A 14,838-nucleotide genomic window follows, 5' to 3' on the forward strand; every position below is an offset into this window, starting at 1 on the left:
TGAACCGACAATCGTATCGATTTGTTGACGATTGGACATTCAAATAGACCTATGTACCTCGTCGAATTAATAATCGAACAAGAAAAGCTTTACCAATTAATGTTAGAACCCCATGAACCCTCCGAAAAACGGACTAAGCCAAATAATAATGTACGTCAATCCATCGAAGAAAAGTAGAACCCCAAGTGCAATCATGAGATAGCCACCGACTTTCGTAATTGTTCGGCTATATTTTTGGATCCATTTAACCCGTGTAATGAAAATGGAGAGAAGGAAAAATGGAATCGCAAATCCGAGAACATAAGCCAGCATATACCAGACGCCCGAACCCGGATTTTGGGAAGCAAGCATGAAAACGGCCCCTGTAATTGGACCGGTACACGGTGTCCATCCCGCCGCGAAAGCAAGCCCGATAAGAAATGTACCAAAATAGCCTGCTGGACGGTTTTTAAATTGCAGTTTTTTCTCCTTCATAAGAAATTTCGGGTTAAAAAGACCGATGATCATCAAACCAAAGATAAAGATGAAAATGGCACCAATCTGGCGAAGGAGATCTTGGTATTGAATAAAGAAAGTCCCAACTAACGAAGAACTAAATCCAAGAAAAATGAAAATGATTGAAAACCCGATTAAGAATAAAATTGTATGTACGATTCCGCTTTTCCGGACCTTCACTTTGTCGGATTTCAATTCATCAAGTGACATCCCTGTAATGTAAGAAATGAAAGCCGGATAGAGCGGTAGTGTACAGGGTGAGATGAAGTTGAGAAGACCAGCTCCGAATGCGAGTACTAGATTCAGATCAGTGAACATGTTTGAACACTCCTTCTGTTGCACAATAAAACAGCATTGATTGTTCCGTTTATAACGGAAGCATTCAATTCAAATAGATTAAATCCCCCAATAAGTGACCGTATCAAGAATTCCAATCATCACAAGAATCAATCCCGCAAACCGTTGAATAACCCTACCGATTTTCATGCTTTTCCTCATAATCCGGCGATCTTTTTCAAAAACCCAAATGAGCAGGAACAGAAGAAGGAGGGGAAATGATGTTGCGATTCCAAAGACTGCGGGGAGTGCAAGACCGTACGAAGTTGTCGATACGATTGGCATAAGCCAAACGAAAAATAGAACAAACATTGTCGGACAAAAAGCGAGTGAAAAACTAGCTCCTAGAAGAAATGAACCAATTTTCCCTTCACGCATTCGCACCGGTATATGCATAGTCATGCGTTGAAAGAATTTCAGTTTCAAAATACCGAGCAAGACAAGTCCCGTAAACACGATGAGCGGACCAATCGCTTTACGGAATATAGGGAAGTATTCCGTCATCTTTGTTTCAAATGTTTGACCGAACCCCCATGCCAAAAGACCAAACGCACTGAAAACGACAACTTTTCCTGCGATGAAAGAAGCGATTTCGAGCCAATCCGTCTTCAATTGAATCGTCCGATTGCCATATAGAGTGATGGCGCTCATATTCCCTGTCAATTGACAAGGTGTAACAGCGCCAACTACTCCCAACAATAATGCAACTATGAGTGGGTAATCTGCGAATGAGTTCATAAGGATTGTAACTGGCTCTGTAATTAGTTGGCTAATTTGCGACAGAAATCCATACATACATGAAACACCATCCAAACTGTTATTTTAGTAATTCTCCATTTTCAGCAAGCGTTTCCCAATTAGCCCCTTCATCATTTGTCATATAAATATCGTTTTCGAATGTGGCAATGACAATTTCCTTTTGATCATCAGGATTAACCGCAATAAAAACGATCGGATTGGTTTCCTGATTTTTTAGCAGCTGAATTTCTACTTCCTTTTTATCGTCGAAAACAAACGATGTGAGCTTGACAGTGTCGTTTTCGAAACTTGCATACAATCCTCCTGTTTCAGTCAACGTCACAAATGTAACCATTCCCGCTTCATTAAAGGGAGCAAAGTTTTCGCCATAATCCTCCGAGAGAAATAATCCATCTTTACTACCGATTGCAATCATTTCTTCGCGAGAAGGATGGACAGCTAAATTAGAAATGAACTCGGAGTCAAATCCATTCATGGGGGCTTCCTTCCATGATTCACCCTCATCTAGGGAATATTGAAGGCCAGCCGGTAACTCTTTTGTCGGCATTTCATTTAATGCATAAATTGCATTTGACTCATAACCAGCTGCAAGATAGTGAAAATCTATTTCGCCGTAAAATGCCAATTTTTCAAAGCTAGCACCACGATCTGTACTTTTCACAAGCCCAAGTGGATTTTCAAGTTTTGATCCAGGCTCTGGATGGCCGCTTGAAAAGAAGCCTTCACGTACCGCTTGGAAACCCATATAATCATGTTTTTCACTGTTCGCTTCTTTCCATCCATCTTTATCATGGGCATAGAGCCCTTCGTGTGTTGAAATAACTACTTGCGGACCACCATTTATATAGCCCAGGCCATGAAGGTGTTCAATTTTACTATTTTTCAATTCATCAAAAGAGTAGTTTGTATCTTTATCCCCGTTACAAGCTGACAATACAGTCATTAAACTCAAAACTCCGGTAAATAGCGCTATCTTCTTCATCAAATTTATCTCCTTTAGTTCCACTTATATCCGATTCCCCACACCGTAAGTAGGAAATCTTGAATGGGGAATCCCGCAGTTTTCAATTTCTCCCTTAAATTACGGATATGCGAGTCCACTGTTCGGATATCCGTGAAAGTATTATAATCCCATGCCGTTCGCAAAAGCTGTTCCCGTTTAAATGTCCTTTTCGGATGAGTAATTAACGCTTCAATAATGTAAAATTCTTTCAAGGTCAGTTGTACTTCTACGTCTTTGAAATGTAACGAATAAGAATCCCGGTTCAATATGAAGTCGCCATGTAAAACATTGCCATTATTTGCTTCATCATTTGCAGTGCGGCGTAGCAATGCATTCACCCTCGCCAAAAGTTCACTCTCATCAAAAGGCTTCGTGATATAATCATCCGCTCCAAAGTCAAGCCCTTTTACAAGGTCTGCCTTATCTGACCTCGCAGTTAGCATAATCACCGGGACCGCTGACAGTTCTCGTATTTTCTTACACACTTCCCAACCATCCATATCAGGCATCATCACGTCTAATAAAACAAGACTGACCTTTTCTTGTTCTACTATTTCCAGTCCCTTTTTTCCGTTTTCCGCTTTTATACATTTGAACCCATGAGGCTTCAAAAACAACTCCAATAAATCGAGCATCCTGAGCTCGTCGTCAACAAGCAAGATTGTTCGCATTCGTTCAGCTCCTTACCCATTTAGATCGTTATCGTGAATAGGCTCCCTTTTCCCAACTCGCTTTTAACTTTTATCGTCCCGCCATGTGCTTCTACCAATTCCTTTACAATTGCTAGTCCAAGTCCAGATCCGCCAAAGGTTCTAGAACGGGATTTTTCAACTCTAAAAAGTTTTTCGAAAATCATATCGATTTGTTCAGCTGGAATTCCAATTCCTTCATCTTCGACAGAAATGACAGTTCGTTTTTTTTCTTTGGAAATCTCCAACCTTACAGTTGTATTTTCCTCTGAATATTTTAAAGCATTATCCAATAGATTCAGTACGATCTGTTCCAATCGAAGTGGATCTGCATCGACTTGAAAATCCTCTTTACAGATCAAATGAAGCTTTACATTTTTCAAGTCAAAAGAAGGGATAACAAGTCGATAAATATCTTCAATAAATTGTTGGGCTGAGAAATTCAGCTTAGAAACCGTGAATGTCATTTCATCCATTTTGGCCAAGTCCATTAAGTTTTTCACAAGGTCTTTCATACGATTGGATTCGTCCGCGATAATCATTAGATAACGGTTTCTTTCCTCTTCGGTTAATTCGGGTCTCATCGCAACTTTTAAATACCCGATTAAATAGGTTAGTGGAGTACTTAGTTCGTGAGAGATGGAAGCGAGAAACTCATTTCGTTCCTTTTTCATCCTTTCCAAATCGGATGCCAACTTCCGAATGGCAACCGATAATTCGCCAAGCTCGTCATTGCCTCCTGCAGGAAGGCTTACATTAAATTTCCCTTCGCTTAATTTCTCAGTCGCTTCCTTCATACGAATCAGTGGTCGCGTAAGAAATTTAGATAAAATTGTATAGATGACAAAAAGGATAACGATAATCGCTCCTCCTGCCAAACCGAAGTGGAAGTTCAGCTTCCCTACCAACCGGTCAATTGGTTCGCTACTTTGGAACATCAAAACATATCCCGATCTATTCTCGTCCACCTCGTAAGGATGAGCACTTACGATGTATGGTGAATCTTTCCAATCCGGCATGACAACTTGGTCACGTTGATTATCTGGAGTTTGTAGAAAGGACAATGAAGGCATTAGGGTTTCTAAATTTTCGTCCGAACTCCGGATGATTTCACCGCTTTTTCCAGTAATGATTACTCCTCTGTCCCCTTCAGCCTCCATTAAAATAATGTGTGTGATCGTTTCATCCGAATAATGGGATTTTAGGACATTTCGGTGATTGGAACCACTCGCTAACAGACGGGAATATTCTTCATCCACTCTTGTATGGATGATATTTTGGTGTAAATACATCATCAGCACTGTTTCCAGTACGAGGAAAGAAACAATAAAGTAAGCAGCCAGCTTTTTTGAAATCTTATTCATCCCAGTACGTACTCCTCTCCTCATGTAATTAGTATAGAAAATAATTGTGAAAAAATTATGCAGACGAGGGTCAAATCAATGAGTTCACTAAAATTCATGACTTCTTTGTGTCTGCATACTTTCTTCATAATTCTTCGGTATAGTAGTGGTTGCAATCATCACGAAAACATCTCAGGCGTACGATTGGTGTCCTGAAGGATCTCGAAAGGGGCATGTAACAATGAGTAACAAAAAAAGGAATCGTTTTATTACACGTATAATTGTATTGTCAGTTCTGGTAGCAGCCATTGTCTTTACAATATACACAAGTTTGGCAAAAGAGAAATATGATGTTTTAGAGGTAGGGGATTATGCTCCAGACTTTGCGCTTGTTGATTTGAATGGGGAAAAACATCAGTTATCTGAGTATAAAGGACAAGGGGTCTTTTTAAATTTTTGGGGAACTTGGTGCGCTCCATGTAAAAAGGAAATGCCTGCCATGGGACGCCAATACGAAGTTTATAAAGATCAAGGCGTTCAAATCCTGGCTGTCAACATCGCAGAACCCGACTTGAAAGTTCGTACATTCGCCGAACAATATGGGATGACGTTTCCAACCTTAATTGATACAACCAAAAGTGTAATGCAAGCGTATAATGTTAAACCTTTGCCTACCACCTTACTTATCAACCCGGAAGGTAAAATTGTAAAAATAATAACAGGGGAAATGTCGGAAAACGATATTAAAGGTTATATGGAGCAAATTAAGCCTGGATAACTGTACCGTTTTAGATATTTTTTTACCAAAGTTCTTGAAATGCAGACAAATAGAGCCTAAAACCTTTGTGGTTTTAGGCTCTATTTGTGTTGTTCTTTCGAGATTGGTATTTCTGAACTTGTGAAGAACGAATCGAGTAATCGTCAGTAATCTAACCTATGTGCAAGTCTCTTATAAATCGCATTACGTATGCTTATTCGTCAATCATTTTAATCTGGAAATCACTCGGAAATTCTTAACCAAAATACTTCTTATGCCAAACTAAGAACATATAAATTGTCCATACTTTTCGTCCGTTATTCGCTTTACCATTATAATGATCATTTAACAAATCCATAATTGACTGCAGATTAAAGAATTGAGCCGCCTCTACACTTTCAAAATAAGACTTGATTTTCAAATAGTATTTTTCTTCTCGGATCCAATGACGAATTGGAACGGGGAAGCCAATCTTTTTACGGTTCGCATACTCTTCTGGTAGCGTACGCTTTGCAGCGATTCGAAAAGCGTATTTCGTATCAATATCATTTACACGAAATTTTGTAGGCACTTTTGAAGCAATTTTCATCACTTCACGATCCAAGAACGGCATCCGTACATCAAGAGAATGTGCCATACTCATCTTATCTGCTTTCAATAAAATATCACCCACTAACCAAAGATTCAAGTCTAAATACTGCATTTTTGTAACATCGTCTTCGCCCTTCACCTGGTCATAATATGGTTTCACAATTTCTTTTACGGTAGCCTGGTTGTTATACGATCTTGTTAAAATTTTACTCACTGCTTTTTCTTCAAATATTCTTGCTTGTCCAATGAACCACTCTTCCGGCGAAAGACCACCTTTTATCAAGAAATTCTTTCCTCTGACTTCTGGAAAATGTTTAGATAGGAGGCCCAAAGGTTTGCGAACTGAAAGTGGAAGTTTTTTATATTTCTTCATTAAGATTGTCGAATCGTATAGATCGTATCCACCAAATAATTCATCAGCACCTTCTCCGGAAAATATGACCTTTACATCACGGCTTGCAAGCTCCGCCAAAAAGTACAACGGCACTATTGATGGATCTGAATGTGGTTCATCCATCATATATTGAATATCCTCCAATTTATCAAAGCAAAGGTCGGGATCTAAGATTGCATTACTATTTTCAATTCCTAATTCATTAGATAATTCCTGTGCATTATCGATTTCAGAGAAACTCTGGTCACCAAAGCCTACCGTAAATGTCTTTTTCGGTTTCAACACGGATGTTACATAACTTGAATCAACGCCGCTTGATAAAAAGGAACCAACCTTTACATCACTAATTTGATGTGCGTGTATAGATTCTCTTACCATTTGATCAATTTCTTCCGCAATCTCCTCCAATGGTTGATCCGTTGGATTGAATTTAGGAGTCCAGTAACGCTGGATATTAATTTTTCCATCCTCATATGTCATATAATGCGCTGGGGGTAATTTAAAAACACCTTTAAAAAATGTTTCGTTTAATACCGAATACTGAAACGTTAGATAAGGCTTCAAAGCATTTTCATTTAATTCTTGATTAAAATGCAAATGTGGCAGAAAGCTTTTAATTTCAGAACCGAAAAATAGCGTTCCATTCATATACGCATAATAAAATGGTTTAATGCCGAACATATCACGTGCACCAAATAGTTTATTGTTTTTTCGATCCCAAATAACAAATGCAAACATACCGCGTAATTTTCCAGTCAAACTCTCCCCATACTCTTCGTATCCACGGATCAATACTTCGCTATCTGTGTGACTTTTGAACACATATCCATTAGAAATAAGTTTTTCCCTTAACTCTTGGGAATTGTAAATTTGGCCATTAAAAACCAAAACAAGTGATTCTTCTTCTTTGTTATACGGCTGGCTCCCATACTCTAAATCAATATTACTTAAACAACGAAATCCGAGTGCTGCTTCTTTTTCTATAAACATACCCGACGCGTCAGGACCGCGATGAATGATATTGTCCATCATGCGCTCTAAAACAACTGAAGCATTTTTTGTTTTTCCAATAAATCCAGTGAATCCACTCATATTTCGAAACTCCATTCATTTTTTAGAATTACAAAAATTGTTGAATCAAATGTGCGTTGTTCAGTTTCCGATAAGCACTTGCACAATATGGTGTTAAATTTTACTTAGTTACGCGAAAAATTTTTTCAAGCACTTTTTTAGGGTGTTAAAAAATTATATCTTTTAAATGCGCAAAAACTTTGCACAAAAACCACTTAATTCAATAATAATTTCTTAAGATTTCCTTAAGATGATTCGAATATTTTTTAAATCAACATTTATATGTGTCATAGTTATACTATGTCAAGATACTATGGATATAGATCGATGAAAATTGTACAATTCCGTTGTATAAAAAAAAACGCAAAAACAGATTTTTGTCTTTGCGGAGTTTACTAAAATGGAAATTCAAGTCAATATTTTCTTTGGAAAGCATTCAAGAGTGTGTAAAGCCCAATTTTCTAAACCGGTTTCTTTTTTTACAGTATTAGCTATTTAACTCTTTACATTTGGATCTTAATAGTTGTAAGTTGTTTTCTTTCACTGATTTTATGATTTCTACTATTTGAGATTGATAAGGCTCATCAACTGGAGATAAACCACAGATAGCAATTTGCTTTATACCATATGCATCTTATGGAACTTAAAACAGCTATCAATTCTATCCAATCAATATTCTTCAGGTAACATAGCAACACAAACCAGCTCATCTCCGTAGTCCTCAGTCACCAACCAAATACTCTCCGAAATGTTCAATTGCTTTATATCCAATTCATTAAAAACATTGTCGTTCCCATCTGTTACAACAATTACATCGCCATCCTTCTTGAACACGATAAAGTAACTTTTCTCGTAACATGCCCTTGCAATCCGAAACATTGATACCAATGCATTTAAGGTATTTTTGTCCTCATCACTCAATCCTTTTATCCCTTTTGTTATCAATGGTCTAAATGTTTTTCTCATACTACTCTTCCTCCCTTAACCGATCCATTTCATCATTTCATGTCGAATCTGTCTAATTCCAGCACAGTCAATTCTCGTTCGTATCCAACGACACCATGTCATACCTTATCCTCAATCACTTCAACAAAACCCTTTGGCTGACATCCATTTGAAACAGGGCGTAGCAGCATTTCATACCAATGCTTCATTTAATTTCCCCGTCAAATGTTTTACTAATAAACAAAAGACGTTCCATTGAATACACAATGAACGCCTTTTGTATAAATTTAATCAGTCGTACCAAATATGTTCCCTTTGATCCAATGCTTTCACGTCATTGACCGTTTGACACTTTTCAATTTTCTTAGTTAATCCGCCAGTACTTTCCCCATCCCGGCAAGTTAAGTAAAGAACTTTTACCCCATCGGGAGTATTTAATACGGCTGTCCAGGACGAGTCATAACCTAGGCGTAACTCAGTTCGAAACAAGTGTAACAAAGTAATACTTTCTGTTGGAACTCGAATCTGCAATACCAAATCCACTATTTTTTCATCCATAAATTTTTTCATTTCTATTACTCCCCTTTTGGATTCCTTTATAGCATAACTCAACTCCTCTTTTTCTTTTTCTAACTTTTCAATTCTTTCCCCCAGATACTCCACTATATCCCATACCGTTTTATACGAATTAGTTAGCCGGAATTTCTCTTGATCTAGCGCCTTATTTGCTTCTTGTAGTTTTTCAATTTCTATGTTCTTTTTATTGAAATGTCTTCATACTTTTGCAATAAAGATTTTCATTTTGCATTCTCCTCGCATCTAATTTTGATAAAAAATGAAGATCAAAAATTACTACGCTCCCTGTACTCCATTTCAGAAAAAACCTTTTTCTTTTAAGCTAATAAAGCGATTATCACCGATGATGAGATGATCAATCAAATCCACTCCCATAACACTACCCGCCTCAGCCAATCTCTTCGTAACATCAATATCTTCAGGTGAAGGGTCGGGCCGACCGCTGGGATGGTTATGAAGACAGATTATTGAGGCTGCACTGTATTTTACAGCTTCCTTGTACACCTCCCTTGGATGTACTATCGATGAATTTAACGAACCAATGAAAACGGTCTTCTTATGAAGTACCTCATTCTTCACATTTAGATAAAGTACAACAAAATGCTCCTGCGTGAGAGCAGTCATTTCAGTCATTAGATAAGCTGCCGCATCTTCCGGAGACCGGATAACATATCGATGATCAACTTTTCCAGCAGAACGCATTTTTCGTGCAATCAACATGCCTGAATGAACCTTAAGGGCTTCGTTATGGGTCATACCCTCCGCTTTTAATTCGGGAACAGTCATATCGACTAATGCCCTAATTCCGCGAGCGGCCAAACGTCCCGTAAATTCTGGTGTTGCCGAAGGTCCAATCAAAACAGCAAGAATGTCTTGCAATTCAATTACGCTTTCAGAACCGACAGCATTGTAAGTTGAAACTGCTTCACGAGCAGCTGTAATGTATTTTTTCGTTGTCATTTTATAGTCCTTTCACACACAAAGCTAGTACCGAGTGGCACTAGCTTTCATGTGCCACTCTTTTCTTGCCTAGTGGAAGGCTTTTTATGTTATAATCAATCTACAAGGTTTTAATAATTACTTTTTTCGAGATGCGAACCGTCGCGTCTCCTTTTTTTCGCCCATTTTTGCGATTACTGCATCATCCCAGCCCATATTTTTTAGATTGGAGGCTGTGATGTTCAACATTTTCCAAGGATTCACACCTTCCAGCACCATATTTTGTGCTAACTCCTTCATCCCCTTTTCATCAAATTGCCACGATGCAGAAATGAAGTAATCCCAAATAACGTCGCCTGTATCAACAGGGCCATTAACATCAACGAAAGCCTTTAATTCAGCTTTCATTCCTTTCAGTGCTGATTCTACACGTTCAATTTCTTTTCCTAACTTAATTGCCTGTCCAAGGTTTTCAATGCCTTCTGACTTTGCAAGTACCATTTAAAATGACCTCCCTTTAGATTCCTATGTTTCCACTGCCAATTACCTTCACGTCACCGTTTTCGATGGACAGGAATATATCCTCAATATCTGATAGCAATTTAAGCTTATTAGATACCCCTTTACCATCCAACAGGTGAACGCCATCAAATTTAAAGACGAGAAACTTCCTTTCCCTTTTTTCATCTACATAGCAGATGAATGACTTGTTAACACTCCCCTTTTTGCCGTTAGAAACCAGACGTTCTAATTGTTTACTGACCATTTGAAACACTCCTTTTCATATATTTATTTTTAAAACAGAAAAAGCCGACTGCCTCCCGAAGGATTCAATCGACTTTTAATATATATCACGCAATTAAGCGTAAATATCCCATATGATTATGTTCGAAAACAAATTTGTGATGCAGATTACATCAGCCAGTCTTTTCTCTTAACGAGAATAAAATAGCAACATGATTTTCGTCGGATCTCCTTTTTAAAAATCTAAAAGGTATAACGACATTCATCAAAACGATGACTTAAAAACTTAAAGGTTATACATATTTTATCAAAATCGTATTCAGGTCGCAAATCTAATTTCCAAAAGGTCAAGATAGTAAATACATTCTTTATTATTTCCTAATTATTTTCCTGACAACTCTCTATCTTTTGGACTTTTCACTTACATTGTCGTTTTGCAAAATACATTTTTGTCTTAAACATCTAATATACACACCATTCTTCTCCTTGCATAGCAAATGGTTGATTCACAATTATTTTCGCTCTACTATTAATCTAGTTGTTTATTGCACATTCCATTATAAAATTTATTGAATTCAGTAACAATATAAAAAAATTTGGTTGAATTACGGAAAGAAGAATCCGCATAAATCATATTAGCTTAGGATGTGTTTATTGATGGATAAGATGAAATACAAGATTGGAGTTATATATATCGCTACAAATAAATTCATCCCTAACTTGTTAAAGATTGGTATGACCACAAATATTGAAACCCGAATACCGAGTATGAGTAATTCTTCTTCGGTTCCTGGTAAGTTCGTACTTGAATACGAATCCCCTTCTACAAGGCATGTAGATATAGCAGAGAAATATATTCATGCATTATTGCATGAATATAGAGTGGACCTGTCGAAAGAATTCTTTAACCTCTCTATACCTAATGCAATTAGAATAATCGAAAAAGCGATAGTCATTATTGATGAAGAACCCGATTATTTGTCCAAGTTATTTTGCAATACCCTTAAAAACTGGACTGCAGAACAAGCCATGACCGCGGTAACCACCTATCTAAAAACATATTCATTTTTAAAAGTGGCTCCGTTAGTAGGAAAATTTCCAATTGAAGTCGAGTCATTCTTGAACTCTATTGGTGCTGCTAATACGCAAGAGGTAAAATCTAACTCCTCTTTTAGAGATTTTCCCAAGAATTGTTATCTGGAAGGTGAATTTGAAAAGATTGTAAGAAAAAAACTGAGAAAGTCATGATCCATATTAAATAAACTATTCAAAGTGACCAATTCAATATAAGGGAACTGGCTGACCAATCCCCTTCTCATTACTCTTTCAGAATGGTAGGTCGTCATCACTTACCGCAACTGAACCTCCACTTCCCCTAAATTGGTTGGTATTTTGATATTGAGCGCTATTGTTGCCAGTATAAGGATTAGGCTGCTGTTGATAGTTCCCTTGACCTTGTGGTTGCTGAAAACCCCGTCCCTGCTGATTTCCTTGTCCTTGGGGTTTGGGGTCGAGAAACTGGACAAAGTCAGCGATGACTTCTGTAACATATACTCGACCCCCTTTGTCGTTCTCGTAGTGACGAGTATTGATTCGACCATTTACCGCAGCCTGGCTACCTTTTCTAAGAAAGTTCGCCGCATTTTCGGCTGGTTTTCGCCAAACTTGAACCATAATGAAATCAGCTTCATTTTCACCATTAGCATTTTTAAATGGTCGATTCACCGCAAGCGTGAAATTGCATACTGCGACACCATTTGGGGTGTATTTTAGTTCCGGCTCTTTCGTTAAACGACCTACCAAACTAACGTTATTCATAATTTCCTCCTTTTCTCGTAACTGTTTATCAGCTACGTCCCTTTTTCTCTTCCGTAAAGGATAACGGATATTTTAATTGGCCAAAGACATTTTGCCATTTTCAAGGGAATTCGTTTTATTTGGATCTATATTTAGCTTTTGAATTTTATCCATTTTCAACATGTGATATAGAAATGCAACGTTAAGAACGACCTTTTCCATTTCAAAATCGTAAGTGGAGAGAGCAACCTTCCATGAAGCTCTTCCTATTTCGATTCCCTCCTTCGCCCAATCAGCACGATCAGCTTCTTCCTTCACGTATTCAGCCAGCAATCGATTGAACAATAAATGAATTTGTGTAGCACGACACGATTGCATAACGAACTGAAGAAGATTGTTTTGACGGTCATCTTGATTTTCAATATGAGCGATCACAATGAACATGGCAAAATGCTTTACAAGCTCTTCGTATTCGTAAATCTTCCAATCACGTAGAACAATCTCTCGATTCTTTTTAAAAGCAGTACGGTTTTTCCGTTTATATTCAGCCCAACCAATTGTACGAAGTTGACGCGTATTTAATTTTTCAGCCGGATGAACGGGTTTCTTCCTTACCCCGAAATGCTTTGAACGTATTTCAGAGTAAGGTTGACCCGATAACTTAGCTTCAAAATCTAATACACCACCTGACACTCCACAAAACCAACACTTAAATACTTGATCTTGCGTGTTGAGCGACATATAGTATTTATGTCCTTTACCCGGCTTGAAATCCTCTTCGCAAAAAACACATTTGCAAAGAGTCTCCTTTTTACCGTGTGTACGATGATTGAACGTCAGCCCATATTCCTCCGCAACTTTCAGGATTTCAGGAAGCATGATCAAGCCACCCCCTTATCCGCATCTCCCAACTTCTCAAAGAAAGTAAATCCGTTTTCTGTACGGGTCTGCATTTTAAACTTCCCACCTTCAGAAAGATGTTTTGTTTGTTGCACAGCCTCTTCACCTTGTGCAAACACCATTGTTTGAGCATTGCTAGCCAAATTCTTCACGTACATCTTTGCGAAAGAAATGCCAGCGGGAGTTTTACCCTGTTCATACTTTTCCAAGATGAATGCATCAAGTGATTCAGAAGCCGTTTCATTTTCCCGTGGTATAGGATCTTGAACGGATTCTTTTTGTTCAGATTGAACAGTTTGCTCATTATCTTGAAGATGAGAGAAGCTTTCAAGGAAATTGAAGCCATTCTCTTTCTTAATGACCAAGACCAACTCCTGCCTCATTTGAATGTGACTAAGGGATTCGATTACATCCTCTTTTCCTTTTACTAGAACAAGACTCACTTCGTTTGTAGCCTTATCCAGTACATTCAATTTTGCAAATGGCACATTTTGTGGACTTACCCCTTTTTCAAAACTTTGTAGGATGAATGCTCCTTCAAGACTGTTGTCATTTGATTGCTGTGTGGTTGTCTCACTGATTTGTTGATTTTCTGCAAACAAGTCTTGCTTAATAGGGGCTGGATTAAATTTCATTGGTACATCCATGTTTCCACTATTACCGTTATCATTCACTTCGAGCGACATTTCCTCACGAGTGTACAAACCACCCAATGGAAACTGACGGCGAAGGACAAAGACTTCGGCAATCTTTTGAATCATCGCGGAAGGCATGCGATCCCACACATTTTTATTGCCGTATCGGTTATTCAACTCCCCTGAATTTGCCTGAAAGTATTCTTGGAAGTCTACAAACACGGCTACTGGTCTGAATCGCTTGTGATGCATAACAGCATAAGCACCAAGTATCTGACCACGCTTCTGCCCGAACTCATGACGTACGCTACCATCAGATGGGATGAACTCGAATTTATCACCTTCACGAACCACGTTAGCGTTAGGAGGTCCTACATAGCCGTCTTGGGAAGTGGCTACACGAAGCAACCCATCGCGAGTTGTGATGAAACTTGTCACAGGGCCATTTTTACTCTCGTATCGTTGGAACACGATATCGCCAAGTAAAGGATTCAGTCCGAAGGTTTCAGACACTTCAATAAAGTGGTTTGCCTCTTCTTGTGTTCCTTTTGCTGGCTGAACAAACCTACTCCAAATCAATGTTTTCTGTTCGTTTGTAAACGTAAACACTTTTTCCATTTCAACCATCTCCTTTATAATTTTAAAAATAAAAAATGCCGACATCACCCGTAAGGGATCAATCGACTTTTAAGAAACCAATGCAACAGAAAACGAAATCAATTTTGTTTTCAAATCATTTCATGCAACACTCCTTTCAGGTTTTAAAGCAAAAAAGCCGATGTCACCCAAGATGGGATCAATCAGCTTTTAAAATATATATCACGCAATAATGCGTAAGTATCTAGTGTGCGTACAGCAATTTTG

16 protein-coding genes are annotated in these 14,838 nt (G+C 38.1%); 2 read left to right on the plus strand and 14 right to left on the minus strand.

Annotated features, from left to right (window positions below):
- Positions 1–102: 102 nt before the first annotated feature.
- The 5 genes from ACFPRA_RS22485 to ACFPRA_RS22505 form a co-directional block, all read right to left on the minus strand.
- Complete coding sequence (locus ACFPRA_RS22485) at positions 103–813, minus strand: cytochrome c biogenesis CcdA family protein (protein ID WP_381439717.1); 711 nt, start codon at positions 811–813, stop codon at positions 103–105.
- A gap of 78 nt (positions 814–891) precedes the next feature.
- Positions 892–1,626, minus strand: coding sequence for an urease accessory protein UreH domain-containing protein (locus ACFPRA_RS22490; protein WP_381439719.1), 735 nt, complete (start codon positions 1,624–1,626; stop codon positions 892–894).
- 22 nt (positions 1,627–1,648) lie between these two features.
- The gene (locus tag ACFPRA_RS22495; protein ID WP_381439723.1) at positions 1,649–2,572 is read right to left on the minus strand and encodes a F510_1955 family glycosylhydrolase; all 924 of its coding nucleotides are present in this window, start codon (positions 2,570–2,572) and stop codon (positions 1,649–1,651) included.
- 14 nt (positions 2,573–2,586) lie between these two features.
- The gene (locus ACFPRA_RS22500; protein ID WP_381439726.1) at positions 2,587–3,264 is read right to left on the minus strand and encodes a response regulator transcription factor; all 678 of its coding nucleotides are present in this window, start codon (positions 3,262–3,264) and stop codon (positions 2,587–2,589) included.
- Between the two features lie 20 nt (positions 3,265–3,284).
- Positions 3,285–4,646, minus strand: coding sequence for a sensor histidine kinase (locus tag ACFPRA_RS22505; protein WP_381439728.1), 1,362 nt, complete (start codon positions 4,644–4,646; stop codon positions 3,285–3,287).
- 220 nt (positions 4,647–4,866) lie between these two features.
- On the opposite strand from ACFPRA_RS22505, the gene resA reads away from it, so the two are divergent.
- Positions 4,867–5,403 (plus strand): thiol-disulfide oxidoreductase ResA, encoded by a 537-nt coding sequence (resA, locus tag ACFPRA_RS22510; protein ID WP_381439730.1) that lies wholly within the window; start codon positions 4,867–4,869, stop codon positions 5,401–5,403.
- A 235-nt stretch (positions 5,404–5,638) separates the two neighbouring features.
- Here the strand turns inward: resA and asnB are convergent, their stop codons facing one another.
- From asnB to ACFPRA_RS22540, 6 genes are all read right to left on the minus strand, one after another.
- A complete protein-coding gene (gene asnB, locus ACFPRA_RS22515) occupies positions 5,639–7,459 on the minus strand; it encodes an asparagine synthase (glutamine-hydrolyzing) (RefSeq protein ID WP_381439732.1) in 1,821 nt (606 codons plus the stop codon).
- Between the two features lie 648 nt (positions 7,460–8,107).
- Positions 8,108–8,404, minus strand: coding sequence for a hypothetical protein (locus ACFPRA_RS22520; protein ID WP_381439734.1), 297 nt, complete (start codon positions 8,402–8,404; stop codon positions 8,108–8,110).
- A 270-nt stretch (positions 8,405–8,674) separates the two neighbouring features.
- Complete coding sequence (locus ACFPRA_RS22525; RefSeq protein ID WP_381439737.1) at positions 8,675–8,953, minus strand: hypothetical protein; 279 nt, start codon at positions 8,951–8,953, stop codon at positions 8,675–8,677.
- Between the two features lie 303 nt (positions 8,954–9,256).
- Entirely contained in the window at positions 9,257–9,919 is a 663-nt protein-coding gene (gene radC / locus ACFPRA_RS22530; protein ID WP_381439739.1) for a RadC family protein, read from the minus strand.
- A 117-nt stretch (positions 9,920–10,036) separates the two neighbouring features.
- The gene (locus ACFPRA_RS22535; protein ID WP_381439742.1) at positions 10,037–10,399 is read right to left on the minus strand and encodes a hypothetical protein; all 363 of its coding nucleotides are present in this window, start codon (positions 10,397–10,399) and stop codon (positions 10,037–10,039) included.
- A 16-nt stretch (positions 10,400–10,415) separates the two neighbouring features.
- A complete protein-coding gene (locus tag ACFPRA_RS22540) occupies positions 10,416–10,664 on the minus strand; it encodes a hypothetical protein (RefSeq protein ID WP_381439745.1) in 249 nt (82 codons plus the stop codon).
- A gap of 635 nt (positions 10,665–11,299) precedes the next feature.
- Between ACFPRA_RS22540 and ACFPRA_RS22545 the strand changes: the two genes are divergently transcribed.
- Positions 11,300–11,890 (plus strand): GIY-YIG nuclease family protein, encoded by a 591-nt coding sequence (locus ACFPRA_RS22545; RefSeq protein ID WP_381439748.1) that lies wholly within the window; start codon positions 11,300–11,302, stop codon positions 11,888–11,890.
- A 78-nt stretch (positions 11,891–11,968) separates the two neighbouring features.
- Here the strand turns inward: ACFPRA_RS22545 and ACFPRA_RS22550 are convergent, their stop codons facing one another.
- The 3 genes from ACFPRA_RS22550 to ACFPRA_RS22560 all read right to left on the minus strand — a co-directional run bounded on the left by ACFPRA_RS22550 (position 11,969) and on the right by ACFPRA_RS22560 (position 14,592).
- Positions 11,969–12,463, minus strand: a complete 495-nt coding sequence (locus tag ACFPRA_RS22550) for a single-stranded DNA-binding protein (protein WP_381440013.1) — start codon at positions 12,461–12,463, stop codon at positions 11,969–11,971.
- Between the two features lie 69 nt (positions 12,464–12,532).
- Positions 12,533–13,318 (minus strand): hypothetical protein, encoded by a 786-nt coding sequence (locus ACFPRA_RS22555; RefSeq protein WP_381439750.1) that lies wholly within the window; start codon positions 13,316–13,318, stop codon positions 12,533–12,535.
- Between the two features lie 2 nt (positions 13,319–13,320).
- On the minus strand, positions 13,321–14,592 hold the full coding sequence (locus tag ACFPRA_RS22560; RefSeq protein ID WP_381439752.1) for a RecT family recombinase: 1,272 nt from the start codon (positions 14,590–14,592) through the stop codon (positions 13,321–13,323).
- Between the last annotated feature and the right edge of the window lie 246 nt (positions 14,593–14,838).

The sequence above is a fragment of the Sporosarcina soli genome, from assembly GCF_042655805.1.
Lineage (GTDB): Bacteria > Bacillota > Bacilli > Bacillales_A > Planococcaceae > Sporosarcina > Sporosarcina soli.